Genomic DNA, 21,678 nt, shown 5'->3' with positions numbered 1-21,678 from the left:
CAATAGCGGGACGGCCCGCTTCCCATCACGAAACCGAGCACGACTGGGTTTCCGGGGTTATGCCATGTTCGACAAACTGCTGATCGCCAACCGTGGCGCCATTGCCTGCCGCATCCTGCGGACCCTGCGCACATTGCAGGTGAAAGGGGTGGCGGTGTATTCCGAAGCCGACGCTGCCAGCCTGCACCTGATGCAGGCCGACGAAGCCCACAGCCTGGGCGAAGGCGCTGCGGCCGGGACGTACCTGGCGGTGGACAAGATCCTCGCCATCGCCAAAGCCAGCGGCGCCAAAGCCATTCATCCCGGCTACGGTTTTCTCTCCGAAAACGCTGCATTCGCCCAGGCCTGTGAAGACGTGGGTATCGCGTTCGTCGGCCCGACGCCCGAGCAACTGCGCGTGTTCGGCCTCAAGCACACCGCCCGTGCGCTGGCCCGACAGCACGGCGTGCCGCTGCTGGAAGGCACCGAGCTGCTCGACAGTCTGGAATCGGCCGTCGCGGCAGCGCGCAGCATCGGCTATCCGGTGATGCTCAAAAGCACTGCGGGTGGCGGCGGTATCGGCATGCGGGTGTGCCGCAGTGCCGAGGAGCTGGCGGACTCGTTCGAAGCGGTAAAACGCCTGGGGCAGAACAATTTCAGCGACGCCGGTGTGTTCATCGAGAAGTACATCCAGCGCGCCCGCCATCTTGAGGTGCAGGTGTTCGGCGACGGACAGGGCGAGGTGCTGGCCCTCGGCGTGCGCGACTGCTCGGTGCAGCGCCGCAACCAGAAGGTGCTGGAAGAAACCCCGGCCCCCAACCTGCCGGACGGCATGTCCGATGAGCTGTGCGCAGCGGCGATCAAGCTGGCCAAAGCGGTCAATTACCGCAGCGCCGGGACTGTCGAGTTTGTCTTCGACAGCGAGGATCAGCGCTTCTATTTTCTGGAAGTGAACACGCGCTTGCAGGTCGAGCACGGTGTCACCGAGCAGGTCTGGGGCGTGGATCTGGTCAGCTGGATGGTGCAACTGGCCGCCGGTGATCTGCCGCCACTCGATCAGTTGCAAGCCGGCCTGAACCCGGTCGGTCATGCGATTCAGGCGCGGTTGTACGCAGAAGATCCGGGCCGTGATTTCCAGCCCTGCCCCGGCCTGCTGACCGCGGTGAACTTTCCGCCTGCCGATGGCCGTGCGCTGCGTATTGATACCTGGGTTGAGGCCGGGTGTGAGATCCCGCCGTATTTTGACCCGATGATCGCCAAGCTGATCAGTTGGGCACCGAGCCGTGATCAGGCCAGCGCCGGGCTGGCGGCCGCTCTCCACGAAACGCGTCTGTATGGAGTGGAAACCAACCGCGATTACCTGCGCCAGATCATCGACGACGCGCCCTTCGCCAGCGGCCAGCCGTGGACCCGCTGTCTGGAAGGCCTGGTGTATCACGCTGACACCTTTGAGGTGCTGAGCGGCGGTACACAGACCAGCGTTCAGGATTATCCGGGACGACTGGGCTACTGGGCGGTCGGCGTGCCGCCATCCGGTCCGATGGACAGTCGCGCGCTGCGTCAGGGCAACCGATTGCTGGGCAATGCCGAAGGTTGTGCCGCGCTGGAAATCACCATGAGCGGTCCGTTGCTGCGCTTCAATACCGATGCAGTGATCGCAGTGACCGGCGCGCAGATCCCGATCACGCTGGACGGCGAACTCTGCGCCATGAACACCGCGCTGCGGGTGCACGCGGGTTCCAGCCTGTCGCTGGGCACTATCGCGGGGGCTGGCGTGCGCAGTTACCTGTGCGTGCGCGGCGGGCTGGACGTACCGGATTATCTGGGCAGCAAAAGCACCTTTACCCTCGGCCAGTTCGGCGGGCATGGCGGCCGGGCGTTACGCGCTGGAGATGTGCTGCATATCGCGCCATTGATTGACCACAGTGCGGGGCAGCGGATTGCCGATGATGAGCTGGACGTGCTGAAAGAAGTTCGCCAGCTGAGGGTGATCTACGGCCCTCATGCAGCGCCGGAGTATTTTACCGAAGCCTACATCGAGACTTTTTTTGCGACTGAGTGGGAAGTGCATTTCAACTCCAGCCGTACCGGCGTGCGGCTGATAGGGCCCAAGCCTGAATGGGTACGCGCCGATGGTGGCGAGGCCGGTCTGCATCCCTCCAACATCCACGACAACCCGTACGCGATCGGCGCGGTGGATTTCACCGGAGACATGCCGGTGATCCTCGGCCCGGACGGGCCAAGCCTGGGGGGATTTGTCTGCCCGGTGACCATCATCGAAGCGGATCTGTGGCAATTGGGGCAATTGAAAGCCGGGGACAGGGTGCGGTTTTATCCGGTGAGCATTGAGGCGTGTCATGCGGCGATGGCCGCAGTGTTGCCACAAAATATGCGAAACACTGATGCCCGCAGGAGCGAACTTGTTCGCGAAGACCATATTCCAGACGCAGAAAATCCATCGACTGTACCGGCCTCTTCGCGGACAAGTCCGCTCCTACAGGGCACCGTGAACTCCAGTAGGAGCGAACTTGTTCGCGAAGACCATGTTCCAGACGCAGAAAATCCATCGACTGTACCGGCCTCTTCGCGGACAAGTCCGCTCCTACAGGGCACCGCAAACTCCAGTAGGAGCGAACTTGTTCGCGAAGACGGTATTCCTGACGCAGAAAATGCATTGAATGTACCGCCCTCTTCGCGGACAAGTCCGCTCCTACAGGGCACCGCAAACTCCAGTAGGAGCGAACTTGTTCGCGAAGACCATATTCCAGACGCAGAAAATGCATTGAATGTACCGGCCTCTTCGCGGACAAGTCCGCTCCTACAAGGTCCTGCCTCGCTCCCGTATGAGGCGGCTCGCCTGCCCTCCCCGATCATTCTCGACATTGGTCAGGACGACAAACGTCTGGTGGCGCGTCTGTCCGGCGACACGCATCTATTGCTGGAAATCGGCGCGCCGGAGCTGGATCTGGTGCTGCGTCTGCGCGGCCATGCCTTGATGCTGGCGCTGGAAACCAAGGCCTTGCCGGGCGTGATCGACCTGACACCGGGCATTCGTTCGCTGCAAGTCCACTACCGCCCCGAACAACTGCCGCTTCAGCAATTGCTCGACATCATTGCCGGAGAATGGGACGCGGTGTGCGCAGCGAAAGACCTGCAGGTCGCTTCGCGCATCGTCCATCTGCCCTTGTCCTGGGACGATCCGGCCTGTCAGCTGGCCATCGAGAAATACATGACCACCGTGCGCAAGGACGCGCCGTGGTGCCCGAACAATCTGGAGTTCATCCGCCGCATCAACGACCTGCCCAACCTCGATGAAGTGCAGCGCACCGTATTCGATGCCAGCTATCTAGTCATGGGGCTGGGCGATGTCTACCTCGGCGCACCGGTCGCTACCCCGCTGGACCCGCGCCATCGGCTGGTGACGACCAAGTACAACCCGGCCCGCACCTGGACGGCCGAAAACTCGGTCGGCATCGGGGGCGCTTACATGTGCGTGTACGGCATGGAAGGCCCCGGCGGTTATCAATTCGTCGGCCGCACGTTGCAGATGTGGAATCGCTATCGCGACGTCGCCGCGTTCGAGGGCAAACCGTGGCTGCTGCGCTTCTTCGATCAGATCCGTTTCTACCCGGTCAGCGCCGACGAACTGCTACGCATCCGCCGCGATTTCCCCCTGGGTCGCTTCGATCTGAACATCGAACACAGCACCCTGAATCTGGCCGATTACCAAGCCTTCCTGGCCCGCGAAGCCGATGGCATTGCGGCATTCCGAGCCCAGCAACACTCCGCCTTCAACGCCGAGCGAGAACGCTGGATCGCCAATGGCCAGGCGGATTTCCAGAGCGACGAAGGCGCTACCCCCAGTACCGAAGAATTGCCCCTGCAAGCGGGCCAGCAAGGCATCGACAGCCACATCGCCGGCAATCTCTGGCAGGTCCAGGTGCAACCCGGCGAGCGGGTCGAGGCAGGCGATGTGCTGGTGATTCTGGAGTCGATGAAGATGGAAATCCCGCTCCTCGCCCCGGTCGGCGGTGTGGTGCGGGAAGTCCGGGTGCAGCCCGGCTCGGCAGTACGCGCGGGGCAACGGGTTGTGGTGCTGACAGCAGACTGAACTGATCTATTTTCTATTTCGAGGGAATCCTGTCATGAACGACACAGCACTGCCGAATAACCTGCGTCTGGACAGCGTGCGCGCTGCCTACCAGGCTGGCCGTCTGTCACCCCGCCAGTTGATCCTGGCCCTGCGGGAAAAAGCCGCTGCGCTCAATCCTGGCTATCACCTGTTTATTCATCTGCTCAGCCCGGCCGAGCTGGAGCCCTACCTCGCCGCGCTGGAAGGCCGCGATCTCAAGGATCTGCCTCTTTACGGCGTGCCCTTCGCGATCAAGGACAACATCGATCTGGCCGGCATTCCAACCACCGCCGCCTGCCCGGATTACGCCTACACGCCCGAGCGCTCGGCGACAGTCGTCGAACAGTTGATTGCGCTGGGTGCCGTGCCGATAGGCAAGACCAACCTGGACCAGTTCGCCACCGGCCTGAACGGCAGTCGCTCGCCCTACGGCGCGTGTCCTAACAGCGTTCTGGAGGAGTATCCGTCGGGCGGCTCCAGCTCCGGTTCCTCGTTGGCGGTCGCGCTGGGGGTCAGCAGTTTTGCCCTGGGCACCGATACCGCAGGCTCGGGGCGAGTGCCTGCGGCGCTGAACAATCTGGTCGGCATGAAGGCCAGCAAGGGGCTGATTTCTACCGCGGGCGTAGTACCCGCCTGTCGCACACAAGACTGCGTGTCGACCTTCACCGCCACGGCGAGGGAAGCCAGCCAGTTGCTGGGACTGGTTGCGAGGTTTGACCCACGCGACGAGTACAGCCGCCGCAATCCGCAGTGGAACGACGCCTCCGCATTCGGCACTCCGCGCCCGTTTCGCTTCGGCGTTCCACGCGCCGAAGACCTGGAGTTCTTTGGCTGTATTCAAGGGCCGTTGCTGTTCGGTGACGCCATCGACCGCCTCACGGCACTGGGCGGCGAAGCGGTTACCGTCGACCTTTCACCTTTTCTGGAAGCTGCGCAATTATTGTACGAAGGCCCATGGGTGGCCGAACGCTACAGCGTCGCCGGGTCATTGATGGAGGACCATCCCGACGCCGTGCTGCCAGTGATTCGCGCGGTGCTGGCCAAGGCGCCCTTGATCAGTGGCGTCGATACCTTTCGCGCACAGTACCGCCTGCAAGCGCTGAAAGTGATCTGCGACCATGCGCTGGAAGGACTGGACTGCGTGGTGACGCCGAGCATCGGACGCCCGGTGACCTCGGCAGAACTGAGCGCCGAACCTGTGCTGCGCAACTCGGAACTGGGCTACTACACCAACTTCGTCAACCTGCTCGACTACGCCGCCATCGCCGTGCCCAGCAGCTTCATGGACAACGGCCTGCCGTGGGGCGTAACGCTGTTCGGCAGAGCGTTCACCGATCAATACCTGCTCAGCCTGGCGGACGCCTTTCAGCGGCAAACCGCCCTGCCGCTGATTGGCGGTGACGCCCCTGCGCTGCCTGCTCCGACCAATACCGCTAGCAATGACATGGCCCGAGTGGTGGTGTGCGGCGCGCATCTGGACGGTCTGGCATTGAACTGGCAGCTCAGGAAACGGGGCGGCCGGTTGCTGGAGGCCACGCAAAGCTCAGCCGATTATCGCCTGTATGCACTGGCTGGCGGCCCGCCGTTCAGGCCCGGCATGGTGCGCGTGACCGAGGATGGCGTGGCGATTGCCGTCGAAGTCTGGGAGCTGCCGAGCGCCGAACTGGGCTCGTTTCTGACCGGTATCCCGGCACCGCTCGGGTTGGGCAAAGTGCAACTGGCCGACGGCCGCTGGGAGACCGGTTTCATCTGCGAAGCCTATGGCCTGGAGGGCGCACGCGACATCAGTCATCTCGGCGGCTGGCGTGCGCACGTGCAAAACATGTAAGCAAAAAAAGCGGCATGCTCACTCAGGCATGCCGCCTTTCAGCTCGATAAATGGCCACGATACATAGCCGCGATACATAGTTATGACCATCACCAGCGATCTTCCCGACATAGTGGGCATCCTTTCATTTTGACGGCCCGTCATGAATCCCATCTGGAGTCCGCTTGTTCAGGACACGCTGTTTGATCCGTACTCTTTGCTGCTGGAACAACCCAGCGTTCTGCGCCCCGAGCACAGCGATATCCGGCACGACACGCTTAACGCTTCAGCCCTGTCAGTACGCCCGACACTCCATTTTCCAACGACTGAAACCGCGCTGCCGCCCTCGCCCGAAGAGCAAGAGCAGGAAGACCTCGCGCCGCACATCGAACGCCAACTCAAAACTCTGCGCAGCAGTCCTGGCTTCCGCTTGATTGCCGACTCGGTACTGCTGCTGAAAGCCTGCCAGCTGGACATGGACGTTCCACCCACCCGCCAACACTACGTTCGCCAACAACTGATCACGCTGCTCACGCAAAAGAGCGGCAAGGTGCTGGACCCGGACACCTTGCAGATGACCTTCAGCAGCGATGACCGGCCCGCAGTGGATGATCAAGGGCGCGAACATTACAGCGTCAGCCTGTCACTGACCGACGTGGCATTGACCAGCTTTGAACCTGAGCATTTTGTTGCACTGCATCGCAGCGCCATAACCGACACTGCATTGTCCGAAGACACGCCTTTGCTCACCACAGCGCAGGTGTTCCGCTGGATTGGCGAGATGCCGCTGGATCGCGATTACAGCGCCGCACTGCAGGCTTTCCGGACCCGGCACGAGGCCACCTGGCGCACCTTGTCGCGACTGGCGTTCCTTGACACTCTGGCCCGCCAGCACACCCACCGGCATATCAGCCGCGACGGTTACTGGCTGGCGCTGGACGCCTTGGGATTGAGCAGCCTCCCCCTCGATACAGAAACGCTGGACACGAGTGGACGAGGCGATAAATCCGAGGTTCGCGCACTCTCGTTGAACGGCGAGCAGGTGCCGGGGATATTTCAGGTCAGGTCGAAAACCACTTCGCACTGTTTTATTCACATACTGGGGGCCAAGGGCAACGTCATCGAATACATCAGCGATGATCCCCACTACATGGCCAGTCGATTATTGGCGGCCATGAACGCATCCGGGTTCTACGGTCATGCGCTGCTGGCACTTGAACACGTCAGCATTGTTGCCGACGCTCCGCTGATAGAAGGCGATGTGTTCGCCGCACTGACGCAGGCTTCATTCGCCGGGGTCCTGTACGGCAACCACACCCATGACACTGCAGATATGCTCAGGCCCGTGGCGCGCAGTCTTGCTCTGGCAGGCGCCGCAGACCTCTGGCAGACACGACCGGCCATACTGGAGCAGTTGCCGGTTGCTTCGAAAATGGCGACGCAGGTCATGGCGAGTTATCTACAGGAAAATCACGGGCTGACCCTCAATCCGGAGCATGTCTTCATCGCCTATCAGTCCGGCTATTCGACCCGACCATTGGGCGATCCCCGTTTGCCGTCTACCTATGTCCACACGCCCGACAAAAAGCCGATCAGCCTGAGCGAAGCGCTGGTGAGCAATTACCGGGTCGATCATCCGGTCGGCTACATCGATCATGGTGGCGGCACCGTAGTCTTCTTTGACGCAACCGGGCTGGGCAACAGTGAACTGGGCCAGGTGCTGGAGATCAGTCCGCAGGCGCTTGAGGATTACATCAAAACGTTCGACTTTCTGACCTGGATGACCCAGCGAATCCATCACTTCTGGGACCAGCAGAAAGCGACCATCGAACAGGCCTTCAGATCCACGTTCATGACCCAGGCGCTGATCAGCCTGAAACGCGGCAGTCTCAAGCGCAGCGGGTTCGATCGGGTTGTAGAAAGCCTCACGCCCTCTGCGCAGCACCCATGGCGGGCACTCGGTTTTTTTGTTCAGGGCTCATTGATCGACGGCATGGAGCATCAGTACACCGGCCTGCTGGTACTCGAACAGCCGGGCACACTGAAAGTGCTCTATCAGGCGGGGCACGCCAATGCATTCATCGAACTTGCAGATGACACAGCATTGACGCGGTATCTGAACCGGGAGACAGCCAATCCGGAGTGGCGTGAAACGGTCATGCGCTATGTTCCACGCCGCCATCACCAGCGCCTGGACTACCTGTTCAAATTGTGGGGCGGCGTCCAGGCGCCCAGCCCACCCGCCTCTATCCTGCGTCCGTGGACCGACGCGCTGCACAACCCTGACACGCGACAGGCCATGCACCACTCGTTGTGTGAAAAAAGGCTGGAAGACACGCCATTCGCTTTTCTGCATCAGCTTCTCAAACAAAATGCGCTGGAGGATGCAGAGGATCAGATCGTCACTTCGGCGCAGGTTTCACTGGCTGACTGGGCCGAGCGGCTGCAGCATTTACAACGGCTGCTGATACCCATGTCGTTATTACTGACACCCGCGTTTATAGCGTCCCTGGCGACGGAGGTCGGCATCGCGTCACTGGCCATTGCCGCAACACAGTTACCGGGCAGCCGCTACGCGGAAAAAAATCAGGCGCTGCTCGCCACGTTATCGCTGGGCTTGTTGCAACTGACCCCGCACACACCACGACTGCTGCGCTCACTGGGCAGAATCATCAAACCTGCTGCGCGCAACACCCAGAACACAGCAGTTGCGATCAACAGGGCGCTGAGCAGCCAACCGCTGCGCAGGCACTTTGTGACGCCGCGCCAGACCCGGCTGGAGAAATTCTTTCACACCGACGCCCTGCTCAAGCGCTGGACCCTCAACGCCGCTGCATCTTCAAACCTGCTGCCGATACATGCCTGGAAGCTGGGTCAGAAGTTTCTGTTATGGACGTCTGATCGAGGTCAGGCGCGAACGCTGGTGGTCAGCACCCACGGCTACTACACACCGTGGACCGGTACCGTCAAAATCCCCAACGGCACAGAGATTCGCACCTACGCGCCGCATGGCTATGAACTGGTGGACCCGAAACTGCATCGCGTCGTCAACAAGAATGCCCGACCTTTCGCACGCTCAGACACGGCAGTGCACGCAGCGATGCACCCCACGCCACTTGAGCCGCTACAGATTACCGACAAACTCATTGCAGGCACGTCGCTGCCCGGCAGACTGAAGAATTACAGCCTGTCCAAGTTCCAGACGACAACTGACGAGACCTATAACGAGATCGCACGCGTAGTGAGCCACTCCAGAGCGTCACCTCTGCGGGGCTGGTTGCCGCCGACGCCGATGGATGTGCTGACGGTGCGCAACCGCTTCGGCATGCTCCCGCCGTCGCTGGCCGATCTGTTTGACAGCCTGTCGGTTCAAGGCATCCATTACGACAGGATATTGCTGGTGCACTGCCGGTGTGCCGCAATATCGGCCCTGCTGAGTCGCGCGCCCGTCTATCATGCCCCCACAGCGGGTTCGGTGATTACCGGTATAGCCTGAGCCGACTGCTCCCCCACTCATCAAGCAAGGCGCCTTCATCCGACATGACAACCGCCCTTCCCGACGCAGCGCTGTGCCCTGTGTGCGGCTTCAGCAACCGGTGCAGCCTGGCCGACCCGCGCACCGTGGATCAGCCTTGCTGGTGCTTTTCCGAACGCATCGATCCGGCGCGGCTTGCTGCACTGCCTGACGATGTACGCAACAAGGCCTGCCTCTGCCCGCGCTGTGCCGGAGTCGAGGGCACAGCGCCTGTGCAACCCGCCCATCAGGGCACGTAGTAAGATGCACATCCGTTCTCACTGGCCTCTCCTCAGCCATGCGTCTTGATCGTTTCCTCAGCAACCTGCCGCGCTTCAACCGCAAGACCGTGCGCCTGGCACTGGTCAGCGGCCGGGTCAAAGTAGACGGGCTGACGACGCGTGATCCGCATCATGAAGTGCGTGAATTCAGCTGCGTGACATTCGACGAGGATATTCTCCAGCCCGGCAAGCCCGCGCGCTACTTCATGCTGCACAAGCCACAAGGCTGTGTCAGCGCGACGCTCGATGCGCAGCACCCCACGGTACTCGACCTGCTGGACGAGCCTGACAAGCACGAACTGCACATCGCCGGACGACTGGACTTCAACACCACCGGGCTGATGCTGATCACCAACGACGGTCAATGGTCGCGGCGTCTCACCCAGCCGCAGACCCGACTGCCGAAAGTGTATTACGTCGAAACCGAGCAGATGATTGACGAGCGCTACGCAGCCCTGTTCGCCGAAGGCCTGTATTTCGCGTTCGAGAACATAACCACCCAACCGGCGCAATTGACCTTGCTGGGGCAGCGCAGCGCACGATTGAGCATCACCGAGGGCCGCTACCATCAGGTAAAGCGGATGTTCGGCCACTTCGACAACAAGGTAGTGAAACTGCATCGAGAACGCGTCGGTGATCTGCTGCTGGACCCGGCGCTGACGCCGGGTCATTACCGTGCGCTGCATGCCTCGGAAATCAACCTGTTTTAAGCGTCATGACCGTTTGGCGGATTGCGCGAGATGTCACGAGCGGTCACTTGCGAGATGGCGGATCGCCTGCTTGAATCGAACTATCAGTCCACATGCGACTGATACGTTACGTCCCTATTCCAAGAAACTCTTTGTCATGCGCGCCCCTGGCCCACGACAAACTGCCCGCCAATAACAAGACCTGTCGACCCGCTCGTCAGGATCAACCTGGGCCCTTAATCGGCTATCGCTTGCCTGTCACGAAACTCGTGCAACGTCGTTGCAACGCATACCTGTTTACCCCAGGAGTTATACCTATGTCGCCAGAAAAAGCAGTGCTGGACATACAAGGACAGTTTCGGGTTTACACCGAGTTCTATCGCACCGACGCCGCCGCAAAGACCATCATTCTGGTCAACGGCTCACTGGCCACCACCGCATCATTTGCCCAGACCGTGCGCAGCCTTCATCCGGCCTTCAACGTGGTGCTTTACGATCAGCCCTACTCGGGCAAATCCAAACCGCACAACCTGCATGGCGCACCGCTGACCCGGGAAGAGGAAGGCCAGCTGCTGCTGGAACTGATCGATCACTTCAACGCCGAGCACGTACTGTCTTTTTCATGGGGCGGCGCGGCAACGCTGGTGGCACTGGCGCACCGGCCAAAACGCATCGAAAGCGCAGTCATCAGTTCGTTCTCCCCGGTGATCAACGAGAAGATGCATGACTACCTGTGTCACGGCATCACGCACCTGGGTGCGCACAACCGTTACGACATGGGCCACTTGATCAACAACACCGTCGGCAAACACCTGCCTGCCTTGTTCAAGCGCTTCAATTTCCGTCATATCAGCAACCTGGATGCTCACGAGTATGACCAGATGCACTACCACTTCAGTCAGGTTCTGGAACTCGATCCGGACAATTACCTGACCACCGGCAAAAACATCAATGCACCCGTGCTGTTCATCAATGGTGCTCTGGACGAATACACGTCTGCCAACGACGCCGCCCACTTCTCCAGATACCTGCGCGATTGCAGCTTCAGCACCATCGACGCCACCGGCCACTTTCTGGACATGGAACACAAGGCAGCCTGCCGTGATTCGAAACAGGTGCTCATGACATTCCTGCAACCGGAACAGGTGTCGCATAACGGTCACAACCGGGTCGAGCGCCATCAGGCGCTGGCCTTCTGAACCACGCAGGAAGCCACCGTCAGTTGCGGAGTGTTTTCATCTGGCGGTTGGTTTTCATGAAGGGAATCAGGAGGGAAAGCGCTGCGCAGTGAAATTAGCGCTTCAAATCAGGGCAGGGTTCTGGTACAAAGTCAGCCGCTCAGAGCAGCTATCAGAGCGGGTATAGTTTAGTGGTAAAACGAAAGCTTCCCAAGCTTTAGTTGAGGGTTCGATTCCCTCTACCCGCTCCAGCTTCCAGCCAACAATTCCGGGCATGCCAAGCAATTTCGCCCTAGCGCCTAAGCCCATCAATACCTTCTCGCCGCCCCACCATCAGTTCTACCGGAAGCCCCGAAAATCTGGTGCACCGTCGATTCCCTCGACACGACATCTGTCTGACCCGCGTTTCCCCTTCGATCACTCAATAAACCCCTACCAGGATGTCTGAGTTTTGAAGCTCAACGATCGCCCGGACAGCGTCAGGGTACAACTCAATCGACGAAATATTCTTACCCAATGCCTCGCTCAACTCGATGCGTTTAGAGGCGGAGAGAGAACCCCCCAAGTGGTCTGCAATTCTGGCGAACGGAAGGTTTTCAGTCATCGCGAAGTGTGTACTTTCAGGCGTGACAGGTAACTCCTGCCGACGCCCTTCCCTCATCAAAAAGTAGGTGTTGGTGCGTCACCGGATACGGACAATCGTACCGAAAGCGTCGAACACGCGCCCCGAAATCACCCCACCCGCCCCCTTTTGAATGACTGAAAAGCTTCAGTAGCCATGGTGCTCACTGGAAAACAGTCGCAGAACTGTGGAGCGCGGGATCGTGTTTCTTCGACCAGGCCCCATCAGCACATAGAGGGTGTGTTGCAAAAAGTCCCGGCCAAGAAGATTGCGGATGCCACCAGCAAGCGCCGAGACCTCTAGCCAGGGTTTTGACCTCGCTCTTGAGTTTGAAAACGTATTGGTAGCCAGTCCTCTACAATGCCTGACCTTGCTCGCGAAGAGCCTGGATGCTTGATACAGCTTGCGCGTGCAACTGCGTTTCCAACAAGCCAGGCCGGATGAAACCCTGCGGGGGATTTTCCACGGCAGGGTTGTCCAGTCTTTGGCGCAGGTGCCTCAAACCCAATCAGCATGCCCTACCAGGTGAATGAAGCCGGCATCGCCTTGAGTCAGTGCAGCAGACTCCGCGGAGTTGGCGATATTGAATGCGACCTGTCCACGGCTTGTGCCGCCTTCCAGCGATTGGACCCAATAGGCAAGGCCGTTAGCGTCGCTGCCTCTGTCCAGGACATTGTGATACAGATGTTCGACAAAGGCTGTATTGCTGCTGCCATCGGGCAGGCTTTGGGAAAATTCGGCAGATTGCACAAAACCACCCGCAACCTGAGCACCGGTTACGCCTGCGGCGCCGTGAGACAGCCAGGACTTCAGGCCTTCGATATCGGGAGCACGATCCAGAATGGTATACAGACGACCAATGCTTGCCTGCGCCGAGTCGAGAACGAACAGTTCGCGATCTGCGAAATCGAGCACATTGAACCCACTCAGTTCGAATTTCGCCGCCGCTCCAGTAGAACGACTGACTGATAGCGTGTCGGTATCAAGCGCGCTGATCGTATAGGCGGATGCAGCATCGTTGAAAATAAAGGTGTCGATACCGGCGTTGCCGGCCAGATGCGAAACCGCATTGCTGTCCAGCCTGACTTCCTGCTCACTGATCTGATCATCCCCAGCCGTGCCGGTAGCCACGCCCTTGCCTACGACCATATCCAGATTGTTCCAGGCGTTATGAGCCACGATCCTTATGAAGCCTGTCTCGCCCTCTGAGATGTCACGGCTCTCGCGCGAATTGAGGAAGCCATCAGCGACCGCTGCTCGACTCCCACCCGCCTGCAGCAGCGTGTTCCAGGACGACACACCGGATTCTTCGCCTGTGCGGTGCAGTACGGTCTGATAGAGATCAAGGACAAATTCCCGATCACCAAGCCCGCTGTAGCGCTGTATCCCTTCAGTGGAATTCAGAAAGCCATCGCGAATCTCTGCATCCGAACTGCCCATCGCCTGCTGCGTCAGCCAGTGATTCAATCCCTGATAATCGGGCGTCCGACCGAACAGTGAGTAAAGCCTGGCAATGTCCGCCTGATCCTCGGTGAGCGCGATGTGATGAAGATCCATGCTAAAACTCAACGAAACAGTGGCGTCACTCTCGGCGTTGAAGGCGCCATAACGGCTGTGAAAAGCCATGAGCAGTTCGTCAAGAGTGGCATTGCGGTCGCTGAAAGACAGCCTTTCGACGCTTGAAAGTGTGTCCACATCGGACGTTTGCGCATCATGAACGCTGAGGGTGGCATTCCTCACCAGCGCGGTATCGTAGGTTGCAAAGTAGCGAGCACCTGCCTCGGTATACAAGGCGGTGTCGATGCCGTTGCCACCATTGAGCACGTCCGAGCCCGCCCCACCCATCAGCCGATCATCGCCATCGCCGCCTTGCAACTGGTCATTGCCCGCGTTGGCATTGAGAAAGTTATCACTGGCGTTGCCGATCAGCGTATCAGCGCCCGCACCGGTGATGGCGTTCTCGATAACTGTGCCGCGCGCGATTGCAATATTCGATAGACCGCCGTATAGGCTGGAAAAAGCTTCACTTCTCAGATCGACTGTCTGAGCGCCGACATAGGTGCTGACGTTGATAGTGTCGTTGCCGCCCGAATCATAGATCGTGGCCACCAGGCCGGGCACGAAGTCAGTTCCGGTGTTGCTGGACGTCTTGTTGAAACTGTAAGTATTGTCACCTGTGCGGGTAACGGCGGTGCCGTACAGTGACTGGATGGCTACGATGTCCGCCAGCATGGGGGTAGCGACATAGCCGAAAGAGGCGTTGGAATACGTATTCTCGCTCTGACTGAAGTAGGACATCACCGAGTATTTCCAGCTGTCCTCTTGATAGAAGGCATTGTTGGGGAAGGTCGCGCTACCGTTGTAATTGCCCGCATGGCCCAACCCCAGCGCGTGGCCGATTTCATGAATGTAGGTTTGCTGATAATACAAACCGTATTTCACCCAATCGGAAGCGATGTTGACGCTGCTGTCCGAGATGATGCTGCCTGCATAATTGGAGTTGCTGTACGCACCGCTTTTTTGTTCGCTGAAATTGATCGCAGCAGCAGCGGTGGTTTCCACAAAGTTTAGGCCGCTGACATTTGTCCAGGTTTGCAGCGCATATCGAGCAACAACCTGAGCGCTGGCGCTCAAGCTTGCCAGGTTGACAGTGAGCGACCCTCCGGCGTGCACGTCAAAATGGTGCTGGGAACCGCCATAGGCGTCGTGCCAATAGCCATCAGTCAGGTAGTTGGCTTGCTGGTCAAGCGTCAGGTGCTCAAGCATCGCTTGGCTGGTGACTGTCTGTTTGGCCGCACCCTGGCCGGTCGCTCCTTCGGCCCAAAGTTGGGTGAGCGCATCACACATTGAACACATGTAGAAACTCCGGGGCAAGGCATGCCTGGCCAGGTCAATGACGCAAGAATCGGGTACGGATCGGTGATGAGTTCAAGCCGCTGAGCGGTTTTGAAAACTGGCGTCATGACCTTCACGCGCGTTTGCTCCGCCTTGATCTTGACGATGGTGTTGCTCTTCGAGAAGGTACGCCAGGACACGGTCGAAGACCTTCAATCTCATTGCTGATGAGGTTGTCGGCATGCTTTCTTGCGACTTAAGGCGGTTTTTTCCTGGAGCCGATGAAATACAGCCGGAAGAGGCTGGAGGAAGCGTTCTGGCTGGGCAGGCGTCGTCAGCAGGCTGCCCGCCGGGCTGTCACTACGCCTCTCCCTTAATGCGTACTGCTCGGCAGCATCGCTTTCCAAGCGCTGAGGACACTTGCAGCGGAAAATAATGGGCAAGTAATATTTTCGACATCAAGTTATCGATACGTGGTCGACGGACAAACCGATGAGGAATGGTTACCGAGCTTCATTGCTTGAAATGATCCGATGTAGTTAGGGTCACAAGAACCACAAGTGGAATCGCCTCAGGAGTAAGTCGGATCATCTCTCACGAATCGAATCCCGCGCCAATGTGCGCGGGATACGGATCGGGAAACGGATCATGCGATCCGGTGAGGTTAGGAAGAAATCGATGTTCCAGATATCCGAATCTCAGGCTTTCGCTCACATGTGAGTAAGTCGAGATTGGAGGGTATTTCCACTGACGAAGGGACGAGCCCCAGCAAATCAGCCACCTCAGAACACACAACTACACGCTTTTCTCACTACACGCTTTTCTCAGCGCTGCCTCGGGGCAATACATACACAGATACACAGATTCGAATAATGCTGGCCAATAAGGGGTCGATTTCGTCTACCCGCTCCAATTTTTCAGAAAACTTTTTAAACCCGACACTCTCCTATATTCCCGCAATATTCATTATCTCTCTCCCGTCGCAGCCCCCATAGGCTAAGCGCGCAGTCTTTATTGAATCGCCCAAATTTTGTGAGCAAGATTGAATCCCTTTCCGAATGCTCGCACCCCACTCTTGCAACGTCGTCCAAGCTATACGTGCTGAGCAGCCTCTCCCCCCGCGGCAACAACCAAACTCACTTGGAGCCAGGTTGAAGACGCTGTCACCCGACGCAAGCAGTACCGGGCGACAGCGACACCTTCAAGATTGATTATGCAAGCGTGACTGCCACCGAATGGCTCTCCTGGGTTAACCAATATGAGGCAGCGAAAGACGCTGCCTCATCTGTTCAGGAAAACAAATCCTGACTGCCCGACAGACCGATGAGCTGCATATCAGCCGTCTGGATCTGCTCGATGGTGTTATAACCTGCAAACCAACTCTCGAGGCGCACACCTTCTTGAGGTGCCTCTCCTGCAGCGAAGCCTGAACGGTGCAGATAGAGGTCATCACCGATCCGGTCAGCCAGCAATTCATTGCTGTTTATATATGACAAAATCAATTTGTCACCGCTGCTCACGCCGTTGTCTTGGATCGTCACTAAGGTTGGAGTATTGATGGTGTAAGTATCGTCCCCCTCACCACCATTGGCAAAACCGCTGGCACGCAATACCAGTCGGTCATCCCCCAAACCTCCTGACAGCGAAAAGCCCACGCCTGTACCGGTCAACAGGTCGTTGCCTTCACCACCATCAGCCATGCCATGTGCCACTGTGATAGTGTCAACTCCGGCCTCACCGTAGGCTTGACTACCCTCATCGCTGGCTGCAGTAACGAGGGTGTCGTTACCGTTACCACCGTACAAAATGTCTGCCTGCGACCCATTGTTAGAGCTATCCAGCGTGAAAGGTCCGATCGACGAAATTAGCCCGCCATAGAGGAAATCGTTGCCGTCTCCCCCGTCGATGACGTCGTTGCCCAATCCGCCTTCCAGGTAATTGGCACCCGTGTCGCCTACCAGAACATCGTTGTAGTGACTGCCCAGCACGCGCTCTATGTTGAGCAATACGTCACCCTCGGCATCTCCACCTTGATTCACTTGAGTCTGCAAGTTGATCGAGACGCCTGTTGCGTTTGTGATGTACCAGACGCTGTCTTGTCCTTCGCGGCCATCAATCACATCTGCCCCGGCGCCTCCAATGAAAGTGTCCGTCAGACGAGAGCCTGACAGCGTGTCGTTAAAATTGCTGCCTTGAAAGATTTCAATGTTGGCGTAGGTATGACCAGCAGCTTCCCCTACGTTGGTGCCATTGATCAGGTCGATCGTTACCGCGCTGCTGGACTGTTCATAAGTGACCAGATCTTGGCCACCCGCGCCATCCTGCATCATGAATGAACTGCCGCCATAGAAAATGTCATTGAAATTCGACCCTCTGATCACCTCGATATCGGTGTAGGTATCACCTGCCGCGATCCCGGAATACACGCCAGTCTTGAGGTTGAGGGTCACCGCTTCTTTGCTGTCGAGATAACCCGCCGTGTCGTAGCCGGCACCGCCGATGAACTTGTCCGCGCCCGCCCCACCGTACAGGGTGTCGTTACCCGAACCACCGGTGATGACGTTGTCGCTGTCGTTGCCGTATCCGGTGAAGGCGCCAGCGCCGACATAAGTCAGGCGTTCAACGTTGGCCGCCAGAGTAGTGCCGCCGGTATACACGACCGACACGCGCACTTCATCGTCGCCGCCACCGGCCTGTTCGATGATGGTGGGGGTATAACCCATGTTGATGTTGTAGATATCGTCGCCGGTACCACCCTCCAGCCGTACCCCAGTCATTATGGTGTACGGGCCCGCGGTGAGGACGTCGTTGAAAGCGGAGCCGATGACGGTTTCGATACCCGTCAAGATGCTGCCTTCGGCCTCTCCGCCCGTTCCGGCAGTGCCTGACCCGAGACGGACATTAATGTTGACCCCGGCAGTCGAACCCGAATAGTCGACCGTGTCGACCCCGGCCCCCCGTCGAAATCCAGTGCCGCTACCATCCCCAACAAAAATGTCATTGAAATTCGACCCTCTGATCACCTCGATATCGGTGTAGGTATCGCCTGCCGCGATCCCGGAGTGCACGCCGGTCTTGAGGTTGATGGTCACCGCATCTTTGCTGTCGAGGTAACCCGCACCGTCGTAGCCTGCACCGCCGATGAACTTGTCCGCGCCCGCCCCACCGTACAGGGTGTCGTTACCCGAACCACCGGTGATGACGTTGTCGCTGTCGTTGCCGTATCCGGTGAAGGCGCCAGCGCCGACATAAGTCAGGCGTTCAACGTTGGCCGCCAGAGTAGTGCCGCCGGTATACACGACCGACACGCGCACTTCATCGTCGCCGCCACCGGCCTGTTCGATGATGGTGGGGGTATAACCCATGTTGATGTTGTAGATATCGTCGCCGGTACCACCCTCCAGCCGTACCCCAGTCATTATGGTGTACGGGCCCGCGGTGAGGACGTCGTTGAAAGCGGAGCCGATGACGGTTTCGATACCCGTCAAGATGCTGCCTTCGGCCTCTCCGCCCGTTCCGGCAGTGCCTGACCCGAGACGGACATTAATGTTGACCCCGGCAGTCGAACCCGAATAGTCGACCGTGTCGACCCCGGCACCCCCGTCGAAATCCATGCCGCTACCATCGCCAACAAAAGTGTCGTTGAAGTTCGACCCTCTGATCACCTCGATATCGGTATAGGTATCGCCTGCCGCGATCCCGGAGTGCACGCCGGTCTTGAGGTTGATGGTCACCGCTTCTTTGCTGTCGAGGTAACCCGCACCGTCGTAGCCGGCACCGCCGATGAACTTGTCCGCGCCCGCCCCACCGTACAGGGTGTCGTTACCCGAACCACCGGTGATGACGTTGTCGCTGTCGTTGCCGTATCCGGTGAAGGCGCCAGCGCCGACATAAGTCAGGCGTTCAACGTTGGCCGCCAGAGTAGTGCCGCCGGTATACACGACCGACACGCGCACTTCATCGTCGCCGCCACCGGCCTGTTCGATGATGGTGGGGGTATAACCCATGTTGATGTTGTAGATATCGTCGCCGGTACCACCCTCCAGCCGTACCCCAGTCATTATGGTGTACGGGCCCGCGGTGAGGACGTCGTTGAAAGCGGAGCCGATGACGGTTTCGATACCCGTCAAGATGCTGCCTTCGGCCTCTCCGCCCGTTCCGGCAGTGCCTGACCCGAGACGGACATTAATGTTGACCCCGGCAGTCGAACCCGAATAGTCGACCGTGTCGACCCCGGCACCCCCGTCGAAATCCATGCCGCTACCATCGCCAACAAAAGTGTCGTTGAAGTTCGACCCTCTGATCACCTCGATATCGGTATAGGTATCGCCTGCCGCGATCCCGGAGTGCACGCCGGTCTTGAGGTTGATGGTCACCGCTTCTTTGCTGTCGAGGTAACCCGCACCGTCGTAGCCGGCACCGCCGATGAACTTGTCCGCGCCCGCCCCACCGTACAGGGTGTCGTTACCCGAACCACCGGTGATGACGTTGTCGCTGTCGTTGCCGTATCCGGTGAAGGCGCCAGCGCCGACATAAGTCAGGCGTTCAACGTTGGCCGCCAGAGTAGTGCCGCCGGTATACACGACCGACACGCGCACTTCATCGTCGCCGCCACCGGCCTGTTCGATGATGGTGGGGGTATAACCCATGTTGATGTTGTAGATATCGTCGCCGGTACCACCCTCCAGCCGTACCGCAGTCATTATGGTGTAAGGGCCCGCGGTGAGGACGTCGTTGAAAGCGGAGCCGATGACGGTTTCGATACCCGTCAAGATGCTGCCTTCGGCCTCCCCACCCGTTCCGGCAGTGCCCGACCCGAGACGGACATTAATGTTGACCCCGGCAGTCGAACCCGAATAGTCGACCGTGTCGACCCCGGCACCCCCGTCGAAATCCATGCCGCTACCATCGCCAACAAAAGTGTCGTTGAAGTTCGACCCTCTGATCACCTCGATATCGGTGTAGGTATCGCCTGCCGCGATCCCGGAGTGCACGCCGGTCTTGAGGTTGATGGTCACCGCTTCTTTGCTGTCGAGGTAACCCGCACCGTCGTAGCCGGCACCGCCGATGAACTGATCCGCGCCCGCCCCACCGTACAGGGTGTCGTTACCCGAACCGCCAGTGATGATGTTGTTGATGTCGTTGCCGTAACCGGTGAAGGCACCGGTGCCGACGTAGGTCAGGCGTTCAACGTTGGCCGCCAGAGTAGTGCCGCCGGTATACACGACCGACACGCGCACTTCATCGTCGCCGCCACCGGCCTGTTCGATGATGGTGGGGGTATAACCCATGTTGATGTTGTAAATATCGTCGCCGGTACCACCCTCCAGCCGTACCGCAGTCATTATGGTGTAAGGGCCCGCGGTGAGGACGTCGTTGAAAGCGGAGCCGATGACGGTTTCGATACCCGTCAAGATGCTGCCTTCGGCCTCTCCGCCCGTTCCGGCAGTGCCTGACCCGAGACGGACATTAATATTGACCCCGGCAGTCGAACCCGAATAGTCGACCGTGTCGACCCCGGCACCCCCGTCGAAATCCATGCCGCTACCATCGCCAACAAAAGTGTCGTTGAAGTTCGACCCTCTGATCACCTCGATATCGGTATAGGTATCGCCTGCCGCGATCCCGGAGTGCACGCCGGTCTTGAGGTTGATGGTCACCGCTTCTTTGCTGTCGAGGTAACCCGCACCGTCGTAGCCGGCACCGCCGATGAACTGATCCGAGCCCGCCCCACCGTACAGGGTGTCGTTACCCGAGCCGCCGGTGATGATGTTGTCGCTGTCGTTGCCATATCCGGTAAAGGCGCCAGCGCCGACATAAGTCAGGCGCTCGACGTTGGCCGCCAGCACGGTATTGTTAGGGTTGATGACCGATACACGGACTTCATCGTTGCCGCCACCGGCCTGCTCAATGATGGTGGGGGCGTAACCCATGTTGATGTTGTAAATATCGTCGCCGGTACCACCCTCCAGCCGTACCGCAGTCATTATGGTGTACGGACCGGCGGAGAGAACGTCATTGAAGGCGGAGCCGATGACGGTTTCGATGCCATTGAGCGTGTCCCCTTCTGCGTCGCCACCCCGTCCAGCAAGTCCAACCCCCAGGCGCAAATCTATGCTTACACCTTCGGTAGATGCCGAATAGTCAACAGTATCTGTACCTGCACCGCCATCAATTTTGTCCGCGCCTGCAGAGCTCTTGATCACATCATTGCCGCCCAGGGCGTTGATCTCATCATCCCCAGCTGTGCCGATTAGTGTATCTGCGCCAGCTGTGCCATTGATAACTGCCATTTTCTTCTTCCTTGCTTTGAGAATGTGTTGGACGAGGGTTCATAAAATCAGTGTTGGCTACAACAATGAAGCAAGAATCTCTGCAGTCTTTTTCGACTGATGCCAGTGAAGCTTGAACAGAAATTTTTGTCCAGAAACATGAAGGGCATAAGCCGGCGTTAACTTAATTCATGAGGGTGTAGTATCAGCATCTCGGGAACTGCCCAGACAGAGACGCTTCCAGACTGCACTTGAGTTCGCACCTAGACACTGTCCGAAAGCCAGCAAAAATCTTTCTATCTTATTGGCTGTAAGAGACTGTTTTCACTTTTCATTTATACATCTACATAACACTTCGATAAATCAACT

At 58.7% G+C, this 21,678-nt stretch carries 8 protein-coding genes, 1 tRNA gene and 1 pseudogene; 7 read left to right on the top strand and 3 right to left on the bottom strand.

The window, feature by feature from the left end; translation table 11 throughout:
* Positions 1 to 64: 64 nt before the first annotated feature.
* The 7 genes from I9H07_RS04865 to I9H07_RS04835 all read left to right on the top strand — a co-directional run bounded on the left by I9H07_RS04865 (position 65) and on the right by I9H07_RS04835 (position 11,831).
* Positions 65 to 4,090, top strand: a complete 4,026-nt coding sequence (locus I9H07_RS04865; RefSeq protein ID WP_236426380.1) for a 5-oxoprolinase/urea amidolyase family protein — start codon at positions 65 to 67, stop codon at positions 4,088 to 4,090.
* 34 nt (positions 4,091 to 4,124) lie between these two features.
* A complete protein-coding gene (gene atzF / locus I9H07_RS04860) occupies positions 4,125 to 5,939 on the top strand; it encodes an allophanate hydrolase (RefSeq protein ID WP_024671899.1) in 1,815 nt (604 codons plus the stop codon).
* A 142-nt stretch (positions 5,940 to 6,081) separates the two neighbouring features.
* Complete coding sequence (locus tag I9H07_RS04855; RefSeq protein ID WP_236425651.1) at positions 6,082 to 9,414, top strand: dermonecrotic toxin domain-containing protein; 3,333 nt, start codon at positions 6,082 to 6,084, stop codon at positions 9,412 to 9,414.
* 44 nt (positions 9,415 to 9,458) lie between these two features.
* Positions 9,459 to 9,692, top strand: a complete 234-nt coding sequence (locus tag I9H07_RS04850; RefSeq protein WP_236425650.1) for a cysteine-rich CWC family protein — start codon at positions 9,459 to 9,461, stop codon at positions 9,690 to 9,692.
* 38 nt (positions 9,693 to 9,730) lie between these two features.
* A complete protein-coding gene (locus I9H07_RS04845) occupies positions 9,731 to 10,423 on the top strand; it encodes a pseudouridine synthase (protein WP_024671901.1) in 693 nt (230 codons plus the stop codon).
* Positions 10,424 to 10,719: 296 nt separating this feature from the next.
* On the top strand, positions 10,720 to 11,601 hold the full coding sequence (locus tag I9H07_RS04840; RefSeq protein WP_024671902.1) for an alpha/beta fold hydrolase: 882 nt from the start codon (positions 10,720 to 10,722) through the stop codon (positions 11,599 to 11,601).
* 156 nt (positions 11,602 to 11,757) lie between these two features.
* Positions 11,758 to 11,831: transfer RNA gene (locus tag I9H07_RS04835), tRNA-Gly, on the top strand.
* Positions 11,832 to 12,700: 869 nt separating this feature from the next.
* Here the strand turns inward: I9H07_RS04835 and I9H07_RS04830 are convergent.
* From I9H07_RS04830 to I9H07_RS24995, 3 genes and pseudogenes are all read right to left on the bottom strand, one after another.
* The gene (locus tag I9H07_RS04830; RefSeq protein ID WP_200866786.1) at positions 12,701 to 15,049 is read right to left on the bottom strand and encodes a DUF4214 domain-containing protein; all 2,349 of its coding nucleotides are present in this window, start codon (positions 15,047 to 15,049) and stop codon (positions 12,701 to 12,703) included.
* A 1,277-nt stretch (positions 15,050 to 16,326) separates the two neighbouring features.
* Positions 16,327 to 21,147 (bottom strand): beta strand repeat-containing protein, encoded by a 4,821-nt coding sequence (locus I9H07_RS04825; protein WP_248957195.1) that lies wholly within the window; start codon positions 21,145 to 21,147, stop codon positions 16,327 to 16,329.
* 42 nt (positions 21,148 to 21,189) lie between these two features.
* Positions 21,190 to 21,330: pseudogene (locus I9H07_RS24995) on the bottom strand (hypothetical protein); the annotation flags it as partial.
* Positions 21,331 to 21,678: the final 348 nt, after the last annotated feature.

It is taken from the genome of Pseudomonas syringae, from assembly GCF_023278085.1.
Classification (GTDB): Bacteria; Pseudomonadota; Gammaproteobacteria; order Pseudomonadales; family Pseudomonadaceae; genus Aquipseudomonas; species Aquipseudomonas syringae_Q.
The sequence above is the reverse complement of the archived record's forward strand: the minus strand, read 5'-3'. Positions and strand labels throughout refer to the sequence as shown.